Source organism: Deinococcus sp. (assembly GCF_018260405.1).
Classification (GTDB): domain Bacteria; phylum Deinococcota; class Deinococci; order Deinococcales; family Deinococcaceae; genus Deinococcus.
The window spans coordinates 1-17,031 of the sequence record NZ_JAGLBG010000056.1; the positions used below are offsets into that span (position 1 = coordinate 1).

The 17,031-nt window shown below is 63.6% G+C and carries 17 protein-coding genes and 1 tRNA gene; 5 read left to right on the forward strand and 13 right to left on the reverse strand.

Annotation, left to right across the window (positions count from 1 at the left end; translation table 11 throughout):
- Positions 1 to 436: 436 nt before the first annotated feature.
- The 5 genes from rraA to QZ269_RS08335 all read right to left on the reverse strand — a co-directional run bounded on the left by rraA (position 437) and on the right by QZ269_RS08335 (position 3,997).
- On the reverse strand, positions 437 to 913 hold the full coding sequence (gene rraA, locus QZ269_RS08315; protein WP_291426205.1) for a ribonuclease E activity regulator RraA: 477 nt from the start codon (positions 911 to 913) through the stop codon (positions 437 to 439).
- Between the two features lie 44 nt (positions 914 to 957).
- Positions 958 to 1,398: a thioesterase family protein gene (locus QZ269_RS08320; RefSeq protein WP_291426206.1), complete on the reverse strand. Its 441-nt coding sequence runs from the start codon at positions 1,396 to 1,398 to the stop codon at positions 958 to 960.
- Between the two features lie 26 nt (positions 1,399 to 1,424).
- Complete coding sequence (gene rbfA, locus QZ269_RS08325; protein ID WP_291426208.1) at positions 1,425 to 1,712, reverse strand: 30S ribosome-binding factor RbfA; 288 nt, start codon at positions 1,710 to 1,712, stop codon at positions 1,425 to 1,427.
- A gap of 252 nt (positions 1,713 to 1,964) precedes the next feature.
- Positions 1,965 to 3,329: a LysM peptidoglycan-binding domain-containing protein gene (locus QZ269_RS08330; protein WP_291426210.1), complete on the reverse strand. Its 1,365-nt coding sequence runs from the start codon at positions 3,327 to 3,329 to the stop codon at positions 1,965 to 1,967.
- Between the two features lie 95 nt (positions 3,330 to 3,424).
- Positions 3,425 to 3,997, reverse strand: a complete 573-nt coding sequence (locus QZ269_RS08335) for a hypothetical protein (protein ID WP_291426212.1) — start codon at positions 3,995 to 3,997, stop codon at positions 3,425 to 3,427.
- Between the two features lie 132 nt (positions 3,998 to 4,129).
- Here QZ269_RS08335 and QZ269_RS08340 point away from each other — a divergent pair, with 132 nt between their 5' ends.
- Together QZ269_RS08340 and QZ269_RS08345 are read left to right on the forward strand one after the other, a co-directional pair.
- Complete coding sequence (locus QZ269_RS08340; RefSeq protein WP_291426214.1) at positions 4,130 to 5,323, forward strand: alanine--tRNA ligase-related protein; 1,194 nt, start codon at positions 4,130 to 4,132, stop codon at positions 5,321 to 5,323.
- Between the two features lie 50 nt (positions 5,324 to 5,373).
- The gene (locus tag QZ269_RS08345; protein ID WP_291426216.1) at positions 5,374 to 7,056 is read left to right on the forward strand and encodes a bifunctional UDP-sugar hydrolase/5'-nucleotidase; all 1,683 of its coding nucleotides are present in this window, start codon (positions 5,374 to 5,376) and stop codon (positions 7,054 to 7,056) included.
- 413 nt (positions 7,057 to 7,469) lie between these two features.
- Here the strand turns inward: QZ269_RS08345 and QZ269_RS08350 are convergent, their stop codons facing one another.
- The gene (locus tag QZ269_RS08350; protein WP_291426218.1) at positions 7,470 to 7,868 is read right to left on the reverse strand and encodes a hypothetical protein; all 399 of its coding nucleotides are present in this window, start codon (positions 7,866 to 7,868) and stop codon (positions 7,470 to 7,472) included.
- A gap of 179 nt (positions 7,869 to 8,047) precedes the next feature.
- Between QZ269_RS08350 and QZ269_RS08355 the strand changes: the two genes are divergently transcribed.
- Complete coding sequence (locus QZ269_RS08355) at positions 8,048 to 8,935, forward strand: DegV family protein (protein WP_291426220.1); 888 nt, start codon at positions 8,048 to 8,050, stop codon at positions 8,933 to 8,935.
- Positions 8,936 to 8,984: 49 nt separating this feature from the next.
- Here the strand turns inward: QZ269_RS08355 and QZ269_RS08360 are convergent, their stop codons facing one another.
- From QZ269_RS08360 to QZ269_RS08380, 5 genes are all read right to left on the reverse strand, one after another.
- On the reverse strand, positions 8,985 to 9,539 hold the full coding sequence (locus QZ269_RS08360; protein WP_291426223.1) for a hypothetical protein: 555 nt from the start codon (positions 9,537 to 9,539) through the stop codon (positions 8,985 to 8,987).
- A gap of 422 nt (positions 9,540 to 9,961) precedes the next feature.
- A tRNA-Leu gene (locus tag QZ269_RS08365) sits at positions 9,962 to 10,043 on the reverse strand.
- Positions 10,044 to 10,091: 48 nt separating this feature from the next.
- Positions 10,092 to 11,333: a phosphoribosylamine--glycine ligase gene (purD, locus tag QZ269_RS08370; RefSeq protein WP_291426224.1), complete on the reverse strand. Its 1,242-nt coding sequence runs from the start codon at positions 11,331 to 11,333 to the stop codon at positions 10,092 to 10,094.
- The gene (locus QZ269_RS08375) at positions 11,333 to 12,247 is read right to left on the reverse strand and encodes an MBL fold metallo-hydrolase (protein ID WP_291426226.1); all 915 of its coding nucleotides are present in this window, start codon (positions 12,245 to 12,247) and stop codon (positions 11,333 to 11,335) included. Before QZ269_RS08375 ends, purD begins: the two co-directional genes overlap by 1 nt.
- On the reverse strand, positions 12,244 to 12,477 hold the full coding sequence (locus QZ269_RS08380) for a hypothetical protein (protein WP_291426235.1): 234 nt from the start codon (positions 12,475 to 12,477) through the stop codon (positions 12,244 to 12,246). The genes QZ269_RS08375 and QZ269_RS08380 overlap by 4 nt, the downstream gene beginning before the upstream one ends.
- Before the next feature lie 26 nt (positions 12,478 to 12,503).
- Here QZ269_RS08380 and QZ269_RS08385 point away from each other — a divergent pair, with 26 nt between their 5' ends.
- Together QZ269_RS08385 and hrpB are read left to right on the forward strand one after the other, a co-directional pair.
- Complete coding sequence (locus QZ269_RS08385) at positions 12,504 to 12,860, forward strand: FUN14 domain-containing protein (RefSeq protein WP_291426228.1); 357 nt, start codon at positions 12,504 to 12,506, stop codon at positions 12,858 to 12,860.
- Positions 12,861 to 12,885: 25 nt separating this feature from the next.
- Complete coding sequence (gene hrpB, locus QZ269_RS08390; protein WP_291426233.1) at positions 12,886 to 15,453, forward strand: ATP-dependent helicase HrpB; 2,568 nt, start codon at positions 12,886 to 12,888, stop codon at positions 15,451 to 15,453.
- 405 nt (positions 15,454 to 15,858) lie between these two features.
- Here hrpB and QZ269_RS08395 read toward each other — a convergent pair whose 3' ends face one another.
- Both QZ269_RS08395 and QZ269_RS08400 read right to left on the reverse strand, forming a co-directional pair.
- Positions 15,859 to 16,314 (reverse strand): hypothetical protein, encoded by a 456-nt coding sequence (locus QZ269_RS08395; RefSeq protein WP_291426230.1) that lies wholly within the window; start codon positions 16,312 to 16,314, stop codon positions 15,859 to 15,861.
- 133 nt (positions 16,315 to 16,447) lie between these two features.
- Positions 16,448 to 16,657 carry a hypothetical protein gene (locus QZ269_RS08400; RefSeq protein WP_291426231.1) on the reverse strand — a complete coding sequence of 70 codons (210 nt, stop codon included), beginning with the start codon at positions 16,655 to 16,657 and terminating at the stop codon, positions 16,448 to 16,450.
- Positions 16,658 to 17,031 lie beyond the last annotated feature (374 nt).

The following is a 17,031-nucleotide window of genomic DNA, read 5'->3' on the forward strand; positions in this document are numbered from 1 at the left end:
GTCGCTAGGGTAAGCTGCGCGTTCCACCGTTAAAGCCTAAAACATTTCCCATGGTTAGGGCCTCAGACAGCCTCTGACGGGTCAACCTGCCAGAACATTAGGTACACCGAAGGTAATCCTTAGATCAACCAAGCGAAGTGGGAACGGTCAGAAGTACGTTGTAATGGGAATGAAGGGGTTTTGGCGCTAAGCAGTTCCCGGCTACAGTTCCGCGCCTCCGGGGTAAGCCACCTGCTGCGCTTCACTCTCTTGGGCAAAACAGCACCCGTATGGGGCTTGCCCGCTGTCTTGGGCAAAACAGCACCCATGATGGGGCTTGCCCGCTGCCACCAGCCGCTCCTTGTTGCCTACTCACTCTGCCTTCGCCTTCGCCGCTTTGCAAGTCTGCTCGGGGCAGAAGGGCGTCATGCGGCCCCTCTACCCGGCAGGTTCCCAACTAGTTGCCTGCAAGCACCAAAATTCCGTCTTCATCGCCGCAAATCAGGTCACCGGGCGCTATCGTGACCCCCGCGAAAGTCACGGGAATGTTTTGCTGGCCTTCCTCGCGTTTGCCACTGCGCCGGGGAAAGGCGGCGAGCGCCCGCACACCCAGATCAAGTTCCCGGAGTTCGGCGGCATCACGCACACACCCATTGATAATCACGCCTTCCCAGCCGTTTTCAACCCCGAACACGCCCAGATTGCCGCCCAGCAGCGCACAGTTCAGGCTGCCGCCGCCGTCGACGACCAGCACTTTGCCCTGCCCCGGCGTCTGCAAGGCAGAGCGGACTAGCGGGTTATTTTCCTCGACGCGCAAGGTGACCGCCGTTCCCTGAAACCGCACACGCCCCCCGAAATCGCGGAACAGGGGCGCGAGGACGCGGGCTTCGGGGTGAGCGTCGCTCAGATCAGTGGTCGGGGTGAAGGTCGCCATGACCGGAGATTACGCATAAAAAGGTCAGCTGCCCGAGTACCCGCTCAGGGACGGGCCGCACCGACCAGCGGCGTAAACAGCGCCAGCACATCGTCGGGCAGGCGTGAGGGACGGTAATTCCTGTCGGTGGCGATATGGTGCGTTTCGCCGGTCGCCAGCAGTTCCGGGCTGCCCGCCGCTCGGAGGCGGTAAAGCTCATAGGTGAACTTGAGGGTACGGCTGCGAACCTCGGCCACCCTGGTGAGCAGCGCCAGGGGGTCATCGTAGCGGGCGGCGCGGCGGTACTTGACCTGCAATTCACTGAGCATCAAAAAGTAGCCCCGCGCCTCGATCTCGGTATACGGCATCCCGAGGCCGTGCATCAGATCGGTGCGGCCCATCTCGAACCACACCGGGTAGGCGGCGTGGTGGGCCACCGCCATGGCGTCGGTTTCGGCGTAGCGCACCCGGAATTCGGTTCGGCTCTCGCCCGGCAGCGTGGTCACGAGAAAAGAGTGCTCACGAGAAAGCCTTAAAACCGCGCCGTGGCCGCGTCGTAGAACTCCAGAGTGGGAATACGCCGCAGCTTGACCTGCGCCCCGACCTGACGTTGCAGGTGCCCACGGGCGTGCGACAGAGCGTCGAGCAAGTCCGGCATATCGGCACCCAGAGCGCTGACGTACACGCGGGCAATGCCGTAATCGGAAGTTACCGCGACATGATCGACGGTCACGATCAGCGGAATGCGGGGGTCGCGCAACTCGGCGATGGCCTCGCTGATGACCCGGCTGATCTGGGCCTGAATCTGGGCTGGTTTCATGCTTGAACCTCCAAGGCAAATCATTGAACAAAAGGGGAAAGATAAACGTAAGGGGCTGCCGGGTGAAAAGCAGGTCATCACCCCAAGCACAGCGGGCAGAAGAGAAACGAGTTCCGGGCGTGAGGTTGCGCGGCCCGGCGCAGTTCTGGGTTATCGACGAAATACATGGCAGTCACAGATACAACGTCATTTCTTTATGGTACGCCGTGACTGAGGCGCGGCGCAGCGGCGACCTGTGCAGGCCAGGGCGGTTCAGCGCGAGTAACGTGGTCCTTTGTAACCGGTAAAGACGCCGATGCCGTAGCTGACCTTACGCACGCTGTTAAGCATCGTCTGGCCCTTATACGAAATCCCGGCGCTGCTGCCCCCGTCGAGGAGCAGGGCGTCGCGGGCGCCCAGGCTGACCATGACGCGGGCCATCTCACCGACACTGAGGCGGTTATGCGTGCTGACCAGAATCAGGTCACGACTGCTAAGCAGACCGATGGCGCTGCGGGCCGCATGCCCAAACACGGCGGGATCGTGAAACACCCGGCTGTAGGAAGTCTGAACCGCGCCGCCACTGACGATGAGCGGCCCACTGGACACCACCGTTTCCATACCGTCCCAGCTGCTGTCGGTGGCGCGTCCCGCCCCCATGCTGGCCCCGCCGACAATCACGGCGCGGTTGTCGGGGGTAATGGCGAGCGCCACCGGCAGGCGGCCCCAGGTCAGCAGGCGACCCCCCTTAACGATGTCGCCCGCAGGCGCGTAACTGCGCGGGTGAAAGTAGCTGCCGTTGACCACCGCCTGAGCGCCACTGATGCGCGTGAGGGCGCTGACCGTGGCTCCCCGGTCGAAGTCACTCTGACCGGGCAAAACTGGCGCAACCAGCACGTCGCGGTGGCGCAGATCGACCCGCACCACCTGCACGGTGGCCCCGCGCACAGTCACCCGCCGGAACGAAATGGCCCGGCGGGCGGGGTTGGGCGGCACGGGCAGGGCCATGGTGCGCGGCACCAGCAGGCGCTTGCCCGGTACGATGGCCTGCCCCGTATTTAGCCCGTTAAGCTGACGAATTCTGGCCGGGGTGGTGCCGAAGCGAGCGGCAAAACTGCTGGGGGTCTGGCCGGGGCGCACCGTGGCGTAAGTATACACCCGGCGGGCTTCCATACCGGGCGGCAGCGCCGGAATAGTGCGCGGCGTCACCGGCGACGCGGCCTGACCGACTGCCGGGATACGCAGGGCCTCGCCCGTATGAATTGTGGTGCCGCTCATGGCATTGGCACGCTGCACCGCCCGGACACTGACGTGGTGTGACCGGGCGATGTGGCCCAGCGTGTCACCTTTTTTAACCGTATAGATGCCCTGAACAGTAGCGTTGATGCTGCCTGCGCGGGGCTTCCGAGCATTAGGCTGCCCGACTGTCTGCCGTTGAGGCCGCGCCGCCGTACCCGTTAGCCGGAGCACCTGCCCAACCCTGATCTGGTCGCCGGAAAGACCGTTAAGCGCCTGAAGATGCCCGACACTGACCTGGTGTTTCCGGGCGATGCCGAACAGGGTCTGTCCCTTTTGCACGGTGACGGTTGAAGTCGAAGCGGCCAGCGCCGCTGAAGCGGGCCAGACTGCCCCAGCCAAAAGACAAAAGGTAAGAAGAAGAGGACGCATTTACTTCAGTACTACAGCACGTCCAGGTCAGCAATGGGTGAAAGGCGAGTTCGACACCCCAAAATTTAGCGCCGTGGAATCAGGTCGGCCTGTTTACAGCTGTAGTCACCCTGAGCATTCTGTGTGCACCCTGTCAATTTAATATCGAAGGCATTGAGCGGCACCGTGGACTGGGCTTTGGGGGCCGAAGAAACCGTCTGGGACTGCGGCGCGGCTGCGGGGGAAGTTATCGCGCCGTCACTTTTGATAGGCACCTGCTTGAGCATGCCCGTATCTATAAACAGAAGTGCAATCCGGTCAAAGTTCCGGGGGTAATCGAAGGTATAGACTACCATAACCGGGGCCGATTTGCTCACATTGACCTCGCTGCGACTGACATCCCGCCCGTTGATGCTAGAGCGTGAGGCGATGTAGCGCTTGTTGTCGGGCGCGTAGGCTGCCGAGTCGGTGGCAAAGTAAGTCGCGCCGATATAGGTCGGGCCATTGCCGATATAACTCGATTTCATGGCGCACTGCACCTGCCCCGTGCTGATGCGTGAGCACCCCATGAACTCATCTTTGAAGGGGCCATCCACTGTCCAGATTTGTGCCTGGGCCACATTGCCCACGAGTAAAGCCAATACGAACGCCTTTTTCATCTCTTACACTGTAGTTACTGAGCATGAGGAAAGACAAAAGCCGCCGGATAGGGCTGTGCCCTGAGGCCATGAAAAGAGGGGGGGCCTCATTCCGGGCAGCCGGTGCAGGGCCAGAGGCGTACCCTGTGGGGCATGACTCGGGCCCTCTATCATCAGTCTCAGCAGCTGTATTTTCAGTCACAGGTCGTGGCCGTGCAAGGCGCGGAAGTGGCGCTGGCGGCTACCGCCTTCTATCCGGCTAGCGGGGGCCAGAGCAGCGACGAGGGCCGCCTGACGTGGGATGGTGGCCAGGTGAGCGTTATGGGCGTTCGCAAGGACAAGGCCACCGGCACGGTCTGGCACCGACTGGCAGGGGAGAGTATTCCGCAACTTGGCGCGCAGGTAAGCGGAGAAATCGACCCCGACAAGCGCTGGCGGCACACCCAGCGGCACAGCGCCGAGCACCTGCTGGCCCAGGCGTTTGCCCGCATCAGCCCAGCGTTTCAGGTCGCGGCTGTCAGTATGACCGCGCCCGAGTGTCACCTTGACCTGCTGGGACAGCCCGCCGAGACCCACATTCGCGCCGCCGAAAACCTGCTGCGCCGGACGCTGGGACGCGACGAACTGACCCTCGAAACGCCGATCGTTCCCGAGGATCAACTGGGCCACTACCCGCTGCGCCGAGAGGCTAAGGTCAGCGGGGAAGTCCGGCTGGTGATGTACCGTGACGCGCTGGGCGAGTATTTCGATGTGAGCGCGTGCGGCGGTACTCACGTTCCCCGCGCCGCCATGTGCGCCCCGGTGGTCGTACTCCGCCATGAGCGAATCAAACAGGGCCTGACCCGCGTGACCTTTATGGCGGGTGAGGAAGCCAGCGAGTACTTGGGGCAGGTGTACCAGGAGACGCGGGCGCTTTCGCAGCAGCTAAGCGTACCGGTAGGAAGCGTCGGCGTGCGGGTCGAGGCGCTGCTGGCCGAACGCGAACAGCAAAACGTGCAGCTGGCAGCTTTGCACGGGCAACTGGCCCGGCAACTGGTCGCGGCGGCCCCGGCAGAAGAAGTTGGAGCCTTCCGGGTGCGTGCCCTGCGGCTGGAGGACGTGGCGCTGCTTTTGCCCGCCCTGCAAGCGGTGGCTCCTGGCGAAGTTGTGATCGGCACCGCGCCTGAAGGTCGCTGCGGTCTCAGTCAGAACGGGCTGACACTCGACGCCGGAAGGCTGCTGCGTTCGGCGCTGGCCCTTAGCGGGGGCAAAGGCGGTGGGCGAACCGATCTGGCCCAGGGAACCGCCAGCGACCCAGAGAAATTCGTAGAGGCGCTGCGGGCCGAACTGCGGGTGGTGCAGGGCTAAGCAGTTCTGCTGTTCGCTAGCTACAGCAAGGCGATTACAATGGGCGGCATATGAAAAAGAATCTGCTTTTGATCGGTGCGGCTCTTACGCTCAGCAGTTGTACCCTTGTCCCGCGCCAGTCGGCCACCCAGGTTACGTTGATCGGCCTGAACGACTTTCACGGCAATCTGGAACCGACCACTTTTGCCGGGGTTATGGTGCCTGATCCCAAAGACCCTGCCAAGAAGGTCAAGCTGACGACAGGCGGCATCGAGGTCATCGGCGGCTACCTCGATCAGGAGCGGGCCAGGAATCCCAATCTGGTCTTCGTGGGCGCGGGCGACGTGATCGGCGCGTCTCCCGTGACCAGCAGCCTGCTGCGCGACGAACCCAGCACCATCGCCCTGAGCAAACTGGGGATGAGGGCCAGCAGCCTGGGCAACCACGAGTTCGACCAGGGCCTCAAGGAATTGCAGCGTATGCAAAACGGCGGCTGTGACAGCAACGATACCAGCAAGGCCTGCAAGTTCCAGAACCCGTACCCCGGCGCGAGCTTCAAGTGGCTGGGCGCGAACGTCGTCGATAAGGCCACCGGCCAGCCCGTTTTCCCGCCTTACTTCATTCAGGAAGTCGGCGGAGCCAGAATCGCGTTTGTCGGGGCCATGACCAAAACCACGCCCACCATCGTCAGCCCCGACGGGGTCGCCAGCCTGAGCTTTCTGGATGAAGCCGACAGTGTCAACAAGTACGTTCCCGAACTGAAGGCCAAGCGCGTGGACGCCATTATTATGCTGATTCACGAGGGCGGCGCTTCCAAGAACGGCTTTGACCAGCCCGCCTGCGGCACCCTGACCGGCCCCATCGTGGACATCGTTAACCGCCTTGATCCCGCCGTAAACGCCGTCATCAGCGGGCACACCCACCAGGGTTACAACTGCGTGGTTAATGGGCGCACCGTTATTCAGGGCGATTTCTACGGTCACCTGCTTCAGCGCCTCGACCTGACCATCGACACGCGGGCACACAAGGTCACGGCGCTGCAGGCCGCCAATGTCGTAATGGACGTGAGCACTACCCCCAAGAACGCCGCGATGACTGCCCTGGTGGCCCGCGCCAGATCCCTCACCGACGCTGTGAAGCTGACTCCTATCGGCACGGTCGCTGGCGGCGCGATTGTGCGTACCCAGAACGCAGCGGGCGAAAGCCCTCTGGGAGATGTGATCGCTGATTCGCAACTGGCCGCCACTGCCGACAAGGGTGCTCAGATCGCCTTCATGAACCCCGGCGGCATTCGCCTGGATCTGAACGCTAGTGGAGCGGGCAATACCGTGACCTTTGGTGACGCCTACGCCGTGCAACCCTTCGGGAACACGCTGGTGGTCATGGACCTGACCGGCGCACAGATCAAAGCGTTGCTGGAACAGCAGTTCGACAACCCTAATTCTGGTGCCAGCCGCATGTTGCAAGTCAGCAAAGGCTTCAGCTACAGCTACGACAGCACGGCGGCGGCGGGCAGCCGCGTTGATCCGGCTTCCATCAAACTGAACGGCGCGGCGCTCGACCCGGCCAGGGCCTACCGCGTCGCCATGAACTCGTTCATCTCGGGGGGCGGCGACAACTTCACGGTATTCAAGCAGGGCATCAATGTGCTGCAACTTCCCAACGTAGTCGATGTAGACAGCTTTGCCGCGTACCTGAAGGCTAACCCTAACTTGGCGGTGGGGGCACAAGACCGCGTGACCAAGACCAAGTAACGCGCCCCGCCGTCTGTTTCGTTGGCAACCCCGTGTATTGGCGGGTTGCCAATTTTACACCCGGAATCCGTTTCTCTCTTGCTTTAAACCCGCCGCAGTCTCAATGAACTGAAAACCACCCCTGAATAGCGCCTGCCCTGAATAGCGGCTGCGCTGTGCCCGCACTCGATAAGCGGTCGGGGGTGGTTTTTTCCTGCACCCCGTGCCAAATACAGCAATGTAGAAAGATCACAGCTGTTTTCTCTAGTTTTGCAGTAACGGCTTGTTGCTCGTATCAGCGCTGGGGGTCTGGGTGCTCATTTGAACTGGGGCAGACTGGCTGCCCTGAGAGCCACAGGCGACGAGGAGCGAGAGACTGGCAAGCAGACCGAAAACCTTTGCGTTCATAAGGAGGGGACGTGGAAGGTCGTTCATTAAGAGTGACGGTTCCACCAGGAGCGCAACCAGCCCCGAAACGGGGTGTATTGCCCCCCGAGTGTTTTGCGAACCTGGCTGTCGGTATGGCGGGCGATGGCCAGCACTTTCTTGTTGAACACATCTGCACGAACTTTGGAAGATGGCCGGGTGTCCAGTTGCCGCAGTTCCTGCTGTTCGGCCGTGGCGATTCCGGCCAGGGCACGGCGCTGTTGGCTGCTCAGGTGAACCTGGCGAGCCATGTCTTTTTCCATGGCAGGTAGGTTTGGCTGGCTGTACAGGTAGCCGAGGACGGGCTTATCCATCCAGGGGTCGTAGGAAGTGTTCGTGCTGGCGTTCGCGCTGGACGCGCCGAGCATGAGGTTGAAGATGACGATGAATTTGAACCAGGTGGGCATGGGCAAACTCCTTGAAGCGGAAGGCGGGGCCTCCTGAACGTGATGTTAGGTGGGGGACGGTGTGCGGGCGTTTAGGGAACGGCTTAGGGCGAAGACCGGGTGACTGTGACCTGCGGCGGTTCTGGCAGCTTAACGCTGATAGGCTCCTGAGCTGTGACGTTTTGCATTAGATTATGCTGGTGTCCCGCATCGCTGTATTGACTGACTCTTACAGCGACCTCAATGAGACCCAGGCCGCCGCCTTTAGCGTGCATCTGCTGCTGCTCCGGGTCAAGTTTGGTGGCGGCGAATGGCTCGATCATCCTTTTCCAGGGGCACACGCTCTTGATAATGAACTGCTTTTTAAGCAGATTAGAACCGGGGCTAAAGTGCCCACGTTGCTGTTGCCTTCCCTGGAAACGTACCTGGGCTGCATAGACAGCTTGCTAGAGACGCACGAACACGTTCTGATTCTGCATACTGGCCCGCTGCTGGGGCGCATGTACCGTTTTGCCTTGCAGGCCACGGCGCATCTGGCTGACCGGGTGACTGTCTTCGGCGGCGGCACGACTTCCGGGGGGCTTGCTTTGCAGGCCATTCGCGCTGCCGAGCTGGTGCGTAAGGGTCACGACATCCCGGCCATCGTTCGTCTGCTGAGAGACTTTCAGGCCCAGCACTGCGCGCAGGTGTGTCTGAATACCCTGGAATATCTGCGCCGTGGGCACCTGATCAGCAGTTTTACCGAGATGTTCGGCACCATGCAGAACATGAAGCCCATTTTTGGTGTGGTCGGTGGCCGCCTGAGTCCTGTGGCCAATCTCCGGGGCGAAAAAGCGGCACTCGCGCAGATGGTGCAGGACATGCAGAGTTACGCTGCTAGGCATCCTGGCGCCCGCATTGTCTTTATGCACAACGGAGAGTCCAAGGCGCTGGCTGTCCTACGAGTTGAGGGTCAGCGCCTGGGATTGACCGAAGTGGCCGATCTTGAGATAGGCGCGGTGATGTCATCGTTCGTGGGGCCGGAAGCTTACGCCTTTTGCCTGGAACCTGAAATCCTGCCTCTCTTAGCGTCTGACCGCAGGGACTAGTCGAAGAGGCCACACCATGAGCGTGCGGCCTCAAACGCCCCTGCTGAGACTAGCGTTTTTGCAAAACAGCGACACAGGTCGTCATGCCAAGTTGACTCGTGATTTTACAGCCGGAAAGCGTAATCAAGTAGTTTCCGTTTGAAAAAGTGACTGGCGTTCCGGTAGGTGCAGGGGCAGGGGAGGGGATCGCCACGGTAGCGGGCGCAGGTGCTCCGAGGGGCCTGACTGGAACGTTTTTCACGTTCTCGTTGCCGATAGCCAGGGCCGAAAAAGTAGTGATCTTGGCGGGCACATTAAACAACAGCGAAACCTTGATGGGTGTGCCGTTGTAGACCCTGGCCTGCGGATAACTTCCCCAGTCCCCTCCACCGACTGAAATTTTGGGCTGCGATTGTGTGCCGTCAGTGGTAAAGGCGGTGTAGTCGCTATAGTCCAAACGGCCATACAAGATTTGTTTTTTAAGCAGGGTGTAGGTCAGGTCACACTGCACGCCATCTCCCGTGCCATAGCACGACTGCAACCTGTATTGCCCGTTTTCGGTGGACCACGTTTGGGCCATGGCTCCACCTGCCCACAGAAGGAAAATTGCTCCAGTCAGCATCACTTTTTTCAGGTGGTCCTCAGAAAAACACGTGAACGCCCGGTCTGCCCATAGAGCTGTCTTGACGGCTGCCAGACTTCCGGCGAAGTCTTCAGGCCACTACAGGAAATTTGTGTTCCAGACGAAGAAAATCCAGTGTGGTTGGTTCTGGCTGGGGAGCCTGCTGCCAGCCGCCGTAGACAAGATTTTCTGGCCTGTTGGGACTTCAGGCGCGGAGGCCAGGAAGAGTCATACGGACTGCCGCCTGTTTCGTTGACAACCCGCAACGACGCCAGGTGGGCCACTCCACGCCCGGAAGCCGTTTCTCTCCTGCCCGATCTGCCGCGCAGCCCTACAAGTCCGCTCGGGTTCAAGGGTTTTGCAAAACTTTAAACCGGAGTGCGTATCAAATGTTAAAACCCCCGCTTGAGCAGGGGTTGTTAACTTGGTGCCGATGAGGGGACTCGAACCCCTACGGTTTCCCGCTTGATTTTGAGTCAAGTGCGTCTACCATTCCGCCACATCGGCCCGGTGAGATAAGGCGAAGGGGATGGTAGCGCCTGCGGGGGCTGTAGGTCAATCTCTGTGCAGGCTCAGCCGGAACCCAATATCGCGGCGATACTGCGCCCCCGGAAAGCTGATCTGCCCGGCCAGCGCGTAGGCTTTTTGCAGCGCCCCCGGCAGGTCGCCCGCCTGCGCCGTGACTGCCAGAACGCGCCCCCCGTTGCTGAGCAGCTGACCGCCCTGTTCGGCGGTTCCGGCGTGGTAAATCTGCGTGCCCGCAGGTGCCTCCGGCAGTTCCAGGGGGATGCCCTTTCGCGGCTCGGCGGGGTAGCCCGGCGCGGCCAGAATGACCACCGCACTGGCCCCCTCACCGAAGCGCACCGTGGCGGGGTCAAGCTGGCCCCGAGCGGCGTCCAACGTGTGCTGGGCGAGGTCAGAGTTCAGTAGCGGCAACACCGCCTCGGCTTCCGGGTCGCCAAAGCGGGCGTTAAATTCGACCACCTGTGGCCCCTGCGCGGTGAGCATAAGCCCGGCGTAGAGCACGCCCCGGAACGGTATTCCCTCGGCGCGCATCCCGGCCAGCGTCTTTTCGATGATGTCGCGGCGAATCGTTTCCAGCTGCTCATCTGTCACCGGAAACGGGCAGACGACGCCCATCCCGCCCGTCATCGGGCCTCTGTCGCCCTCAAAAATAGTTTTGTGATCCTGGCTTGGCGGGGTCAGGGCGTAGCGTTCGCCGTCGCTGAGGGCCAGAATGCTGACCTCCTGCCCGGTCATAAAGTCCTCGATGACCGCGCCCGCGCCCTCTTGAGTAAAAATGTCGCGCAGCGCGGCCTCCGCCTGGGCGTGGTCGGCGGCGATGGTCACGCCTTTGCCCGCCTTGAGTCCGGCGTCCTTGATCACGGTGGGCAGCGTCTGCGCCCGGGCGTGGGCCAGCGCCGGGCCCAGACTGGTAAACGACTGATGCCCCGCCGTGGGAATTCCGTGGCGCATCATGAACGCCTTGCTCCAGGCCTTGTCGCCTTCCAACTGGCTGGCTGCGCGGGTCGGGCCGAAAGCGGGAACGCCCCGGCGGGTGCATTCGTCTACCACACCCGCCGCAAGGTACGCTTCCGGGCCGACGATCACTACGTCGATTTTTTCGTTGACCGCCAGTTCAGCCAGACTCGCGGCGTCCTGGGCGCTGCTAAGCACGCGGGCGAGGCGGGCAATCCCCGGGTTGCCCGGCGTGCAGCTGACCGCGTGCCCGTGCCGCACGCAGGCGTCTACGATGGCGTGTTCGCGCCCGCCGCTGCCGATGACCAGCACCCGCATTACGGGGTACCCTCGCCCTGGCTCTTGGCCTTGCGTTGCCAGTAGCGCATCAGGCCCTGCACGCTCATCCACGGCGGGCAGGCGGCGCTGTAGCGCCCGGGTAAGTCGGGGTCTTCTGCGGCAAGCTCAGAAAGCAGTGCCTCGGTGAACTGGGCCGAAATCCACTCGAAGCTCCTGCCCTGCGCCAGCGCCTCCCGCACCCGCTCGGCGTCCGCGTTCATGGTCGTCAGCAGGCCGTCCCAGTGCTCAGGCACGTTGGCATAGTGGCCAAAGTGCGCCAGGTGCAGCGTCCGGGCGTCCAGCACGCGCAATTTCTGGATGCTGGCGCGCCAGTCTTCCAGATTGATGTCGGGCGGCGGGGTAGGCGTGCGCGGCGTCTGTTTGTCGGCCAGCCGAATGCCGCCCACGTCGCCCACAAACAGGTCGTCGCCCACATGGTACGAAACGTGGTGGACGGCGTGGCCCGGCGTGTACAGCACGTGGATGTCGCTCTGGCCCAGCTTCAGGCCTTCGTCGCCTGCCAGTACGGTCATGCGTTCCGGGTCAATCGGGCGCAGCTCGCCCCAGAGGCGGTTCATCTGGTCGCCGTAGATCTGGGTGGCACTGGCGACCAGCTTTTCCGGGCGGGAGAGGTGGGCCGCGCCGCGCTCATGCACGTAGACCTGCGCCCTGGGCACCCGCTCTAGCAGGGTTCCCGCCGCGCCCGCATGGTCGAAATGAATGTGCGTCAGCAAAACGTGCCGGATGTCGCCCAGCGAGGCCCCGAAGCCTCGCAGCCCTTCTTCCAGCGCGGGCAGGGTCGTGGTGGGGCCGGTATCGACCACCGCGAGGCCATCACCTGTATCGAAGACCGAAGAGGCGATAGCGCCGGGCGTGTCCTGAAACAGCAGATCAACCGTGTGGATGTCACTCATGCTTTCCCCAGCAGGCGTAGTGCGGCCAGAAGCGCCGCCGCTGCATATTGAATGTAGGCGAAGAGCCGAATGGTCCCCACGTTCGCCGCCGTTTTTAGCGGCCCGAGCGAGAGGCCCAGGATAAGGGTCGCGCTGAGCACAATAGCGACCACGACCAACCAGAGCACCATGCCCCCCAGGATAGCGGCTTCCTGGGGCGGCGGCGGTGGCCCCAGCTCATGTGCTCCCATTTGTTCGCGCTAGCATGGGTCTTCCGATGCCTGCTTCCCAAGACGCCGCCCTCACGCCTACGCAGCACGACCTCGTTGGCAGCTTGCAGGCCATGCTGCCCGACCTGAGCCTGGGGGCCATCCTGGGTTTTGCCACCGGAGTCGCCGTCAAGTTCGTGGGGCGCATCGTTTTGGTGGGTGTGGGGCTGCTGTTCATCGCCATTCAGCTGCTGTCGATAGAGCATATCGTCTCGGTGGACTGGCTCAAGTTGCAGTCGCTGACCGAACCGTGGTTTCGCCAGGGCGGTGAGGCCGGGATCAGCTGGTTTACCCGCGTCCTGACCAGCCGCCTGCCCTTCGTGGGGGCCTTTATCGCCGGGCTGCTGCTAGGCCTGCGCCGCTGAGGGCGTGCCGCTGTTGCCCCTGCCTATGTCGACGCTGCCTACATCAACGCTGACCACATCGGCGCTGCCGATTGCCGAGGTCGTTCCCGAACTGAAAGCGGCCCTGGCCCGCCACCCGCTGGTGGTTTTGCAAGCCCCGCCCGGCGCGGGCAAAAGTACAGCGCTGCCCCTCGAATTGCTGGCCGAGGACTGGCTGGCCGGGCAAAAGATCATCATGCTTCAGCCCCGGCGGCTGGCTGCGCGGGCGGTAGCGGCGCGGCTGGCGGCGGGCCTGGGTGGACCGGTGGGCGAAACGGTGGGCTACCGCGTGCGCTTCGACTCGCGGGTCTCGGCCCGCACACGGCTGGAAGTCGTGACCGAGGGCCTTTTGACCCGCCGCCTGCAACGCGACCCCGAACTCTCGGGCGTAGGGCTGGTCATCCTCGACGAGTTTCACGAACGCAGCCTGAATGCTGACCTTGCGCTGGCCCTGCTGCGCGAGGTTCAGTCGGCCCTGCGAGACGACCTGCGCGTGCTGGTCATGTCGGCTACGCTTGACCCCGCCCTGCCTGGACGCCTGGAGGCACCGCTGGTCGAGAGCCAGGGCCGGGCCTTTCCCGTCGAAATCCGTTATCTGGCCGCCGACCCGGTGGGCCGCGTGGAAGATCAGGTGGCCCAGGCCGTGCGCCGGGCGCTTGAAGCTGATGAGGGCGACATCCTGGCTTTTCTACCGGGCGTGCGCGAGATTCGCGGAGTGCAGGCGCGGCTGGCTGATGTAGACGCGCTGGTTCTGCCGCTCTACGGCGACCTGCCGGTCAGCGAGCAGGCGCTGGCGCTGGCCCCCGACCCGGACGGGCGGCGCAAGGTGGTGCTGGCGACCAGTATCGCCGAGACCTCGCTGACCATTGACGGCGTGCGGGTGGTCATCGACGGGGGCCTGAGCCGTCAGCAGGTGTTTGATGCGGGCACCGGCCTGACGCGGATGGTCACGGGCCGGGTCACGCGTGACGCCGCCACGCAGCGGGCTGGACGCGCGGGCCGCACCGCGCCGGGCGTGGCCTACCGCCTCTGGAGCGAGCGCACTCAGCCGCTGCTACCCGCCGCCCGCCCGCCCGAGATTCAGGAAGCCGATCTGGCCCCGCTGGTGCTGGAACTCGCGCAGTGGGGCAGCCCCGACCCGGCTTCGCTTGCCTGGCTGGACGCCCCGCCGCCTGCCCGCGTGGACTCGGCCCGCACTGTGCTGCGCGAGCTTTCGGCGCTGGACGACGCGGGCCGCGTGACGGCTCAGGGGCAGCGCCTGCTTGACTTTCCGACCCATCCCCGGCTGGCGCACCTGCTGGCGGGCGGCCCCGACCCGGCCCTCGCCGCCGACGTCGCCGCCGTGCTGGAGGAACGCGACCCACTTCCCCCCGGCTCGGGCAGCGACCTCTCGGAGCGGGTGGCGGCGCTGCGGGCGTGGCGCGGCGGTGGCAGGGTGGTAAACGGGGCCGATGTGACCGTGCTAGGACGCATCGAACGTCTCTCTAGGCAGTGGCGCACCCTGCTGAAAGTGCAGGCCGATCACCGGCAGCCCGACCCCTACGCCACAGGCGAACTGATCGCGCTGGCGTACCCGGAGCGCGTGGCCCTGGCGCGTGAGCAGGTCGCGGGGCGGCCGCGTGGGCGCTATCTGCTGGCCGGGGGACAGGGCGCGGCGCTGCCCGAGGGGGACGCGCTGGCGGGCGCGGCGGCGCTGGCAGTGGCCCACCTCGACGCGGCTTCTGTGCAAACGGGTTCCAGGCACGGGGATTCCAGGCACGGAGATTCTAGGTATGGGCAGGCCGAGGGCCGCATTTTTCTGGCTGCGCCGCTCGACCCGGCGTGGCTGGCGGCGCGGGCCTACTGGCAGGGCGTGGTGCGCTGGGATAGCCGCACAGGAACCCTATTAGCCCAGCAGGAGCGGCGCGTCGGGGCATTGGTGCTGGACACCCGGCCCCTTAAAGACCTGCCCGCCGGGCAGCGTGTGGCGGCGCTGGCCCACGCGGTCAGAAGTGAGGGCCTGCACCTGCTGAACTTCTCGCCCGAAGCCGCGCAACTGCGTGCCCGCGTGCAGTCGCTGCGGCACTGGCGCGGGGAAGACGTGTGGCCTGACTTCTCGGACGCCGGGCTGCTCGGCACCCTGGAAACGTGGCTGGGGCCGCTGCTGGAGGGCGTGCGAACCCGTGAAGACCTGGGCAAGCTGAACCTTTTGCCCGCCCTGCAAGCCCAGTTGACCTGGCCCCTGCCGCAGCAGCTTGACGAACTGGCCCCCACGCACCTGAGCGTGCCCACTGGCAGCCGGATTCGGCTGGACTACCGCGTGGGCGGCGAGGCCCCGATTCTGGCGGTCAAGTTGCAAGAACTCTTTGGGCTGGCCGACACCCCCACGGTCAACGGGGGGCGCACGCCTGTGCTGCTGCATCTGCTCAGTCCGGCGGGGCGGCCCGTGCAGGTCACGCAGAACCTGCGCTCGTTCTGGGACAGTTCCTACTTCGAGGTGCGCCGGGAGCTGCGTGGGCGCTATCCCAAGCACCCCTGGCCCGATGATCCCTGGACCCACGCCCCGGTGAAAGGCACCAGAAAACGCGGCGTGTGATACGGACTCCGGGCGTGGAGTCGGCTCCCCCGGCGCCCCTGCGGGTTGTCAGCGCAACCGACGGCAGTAGGGCAGTACAGGCGGTGCCTTCTTGGGCAAAACCGACTCGCTTGAGCAAGCCTGCCCGTTTCTTGACCAAAACGGCCTCTTGGTCAGAACGGCACCCATGAAGGGGCCTGCCCGCTTCTTAGTCAGAACGGCACCCAGGATGGGGCCTGACCGCTTCCTAACTGCACCAGAATTGAGCGGAACCTTTATAACGAGTCCCTCGCAGGTGGAGAAGAGCTAAAAACTTTGTTCTGGTCGCACTTTGTAGGACGGGATTTTGAAACTGTCCGAACCACTGATGAGTGGCACGGTGCATCAGTCGCAGCGAACTGATGGGCCAGGCAAGGGCGACTTACCCTACCGAACCGTTTTAAGAAGCCCCGTTAGCAGCTTCTGCATGGCGTCCAGGACGGGCCGCGAGCGCAGGCATGAGGCCAGGGCACGGGTGGCGTGGTGCTCGTCGCCGCTCAGGGCGTCCTGAAGGTGGCCCAGCACGGTGGGGTGCAGGCGACCCTGCCTGAACAGCAGCTCGTTGAGTACATCGTCCACCGGCAGGCGGCGCAGCAGTTCCCCGTCGCCGCTGATGATTTCGATGATCGCCCGGCCCCGTGCGTCGGCTTCCAGCAGGGCGTGCAGCGGCGTTCCGGCGCGGCGGCTGATCTGTTCGATGGTGGGCAGCAGGGCGTTGATCAGGTTGACGGCCAGGCTGCGTCCGATCAGGGCGGTGCGCGTTTCGTGGTCCAGCGTCACGGGCAGTTTCTGGGCCAGGAGGCGGGCCAGCCGGTCGCCCTCGGCTAGCAACAGCTCACTCATACCGGTTCCGATCCCATCCCCCAACGTGAGGGATGAAACCTGACGGGAAGGAGTAGGAAGGAGGACAGATTTCGGCAAATGGACCCGTATCCGGCGCTGTTGCGACTACGGGGGAAGAGGACGGCAGTCCGTATCATCCCAGTTGACCCAGCAGCTGCCTGGCAAACGCCTCGGCCCCGAACTTGCTGGGCGCCTCGTGCCGTTCTTCCAGCGTTTCCTGCCCGCTGGCCGCGCCGATAGTCTGGAGGCGTGGCGGCACCGTCAGCGCATCGACCCGCTCGACATTGACCCGCTCGACATTGACCCAGACGCGTTCGCCCTCGATTTTCAGGAAGCGGTTCATAGCTCTGAGCTTAGCTCAGGTTCGTTGCCCCAGGCAGGGCGAGGTCTCGGCGGTATTCCGGAAATTCACGCGCTCGCCGGAGCTATGCCCAGCGGCCATACGGATTGCCGTCTGTCTCGCCAACAACCCGGCGCATTGGCGGCTTGCCAACTTCACGCCCGGAACCCGGTTTTCTCCTGCTTGCCTTCACCGGAGTCCGTATAACCACAGAGAAACCGGAAGCTGTCCTTGACAGAAATACCCTGGGTCATCTGTGCCAGGTCTGATGTCCCCCTGAAAGAGGTAGTGTAGTCTTGGAGACATGAATGTCATTGGTAAAGTGACCGTCCTCCCACAGTTGCCTACGGAACTGGCGCGACTCTCGGAGCTTGCCT

Excerpts from the sequence above, each read along its gene's own strand:
- rraA (WP_291426205.1), bottom strand. The coding sequence starts at position 913 with ATGGCGACCTTCACCCCGACCACTGATCTGAGCGACGCTCACCCCGAA.
- rbfA (WP_291426208.1), bottom strand. The coding sequence starts at position 1,712 with ATGAAACCAGCCCAGATTCAGGCCCAGATCAGCCGGGTCATCAGCGAG.
- QZ269_RS08335 (WP_291426212.1), bottom strand. The coding sequence starts at position 3,997 with ATGAAAAAGGCGTTCGTATTGGCTTTACTCGTGGGCAATGTGGCCCAG.
- QZ269_RS08340 (WP_291426214.1), top strand. The coding sequence starts at position 4,130 with ATGACTCGGGCCCTCTATCATCAGTCTCAGCAGCTGTATTTTCAGTCA.
- QZ269_RS08345 (WP_291426216.1), top strand. The coding sequence starts at position 5,374 with ATGAAAAAGAATCTGCTTTTGATCGGTGCGGCTCTTACGCTCAGCAGT.
- QZ269_RS08350 (WP_291426218.1), bottom strand. The coding sequence starts at position 7,868 with ATGCCCACCTGGTTCAAATTCATCGTCATCTTCAACCTCATGCTCGGC.
- purD (WP_291426224.1), bottom strand. The coding sequence starts at position 11,333 with ATGCGGGTGCTGGTCATCGGCAGCGGCGGGCGCGAACACGCCATCGTA.
- QZ269_RS08375 (WP_291426226.1), bottom strand. The coding sequence starts at position 12,247 with ATGAGTGACATCCACACGGTTGATCTGCTGTTTCAGGACACGCCCGGC.
- QZ269_RS08380 (WP_291426235.1), bottom strand. The coding sequence starts at position 12,477 with ATGGGAGCACATGAGCTGGGGCCACCGCCGCCGCCCCAGGAAGCCGCT.
- QZ269_RS08385 (WP_291426228.1), top strand. The coding sequence starts at position 12,504 with ATGCCTGCTTCCCAAGACGCCGCCCTCACGCCTACGCAGCACGACCTC.
- hrpB (WP_291426233.1), top strand. The coding sequence starts at position 12,886 with ATGTCGACGCTGCCTACATCAACGCTGACCACATCGGCGCTGCCGATT.
- QZ269_RS08395 (WP_291426230.1), bottom strand. The coding sequence starts at position 16,314 with ATGAGTGAGCTGTTGCTAGCCGAGGGCGACCGGCTGGCCCGCCTCCTG.
- QZ269_RS08400 (WP_291426231.1), bottom strand. The coding sequence starts at position 16,657 with ATGAACCGCTTCCTGAAAATCGAGGGCGAACGCGTCTGGGTCAATGTC.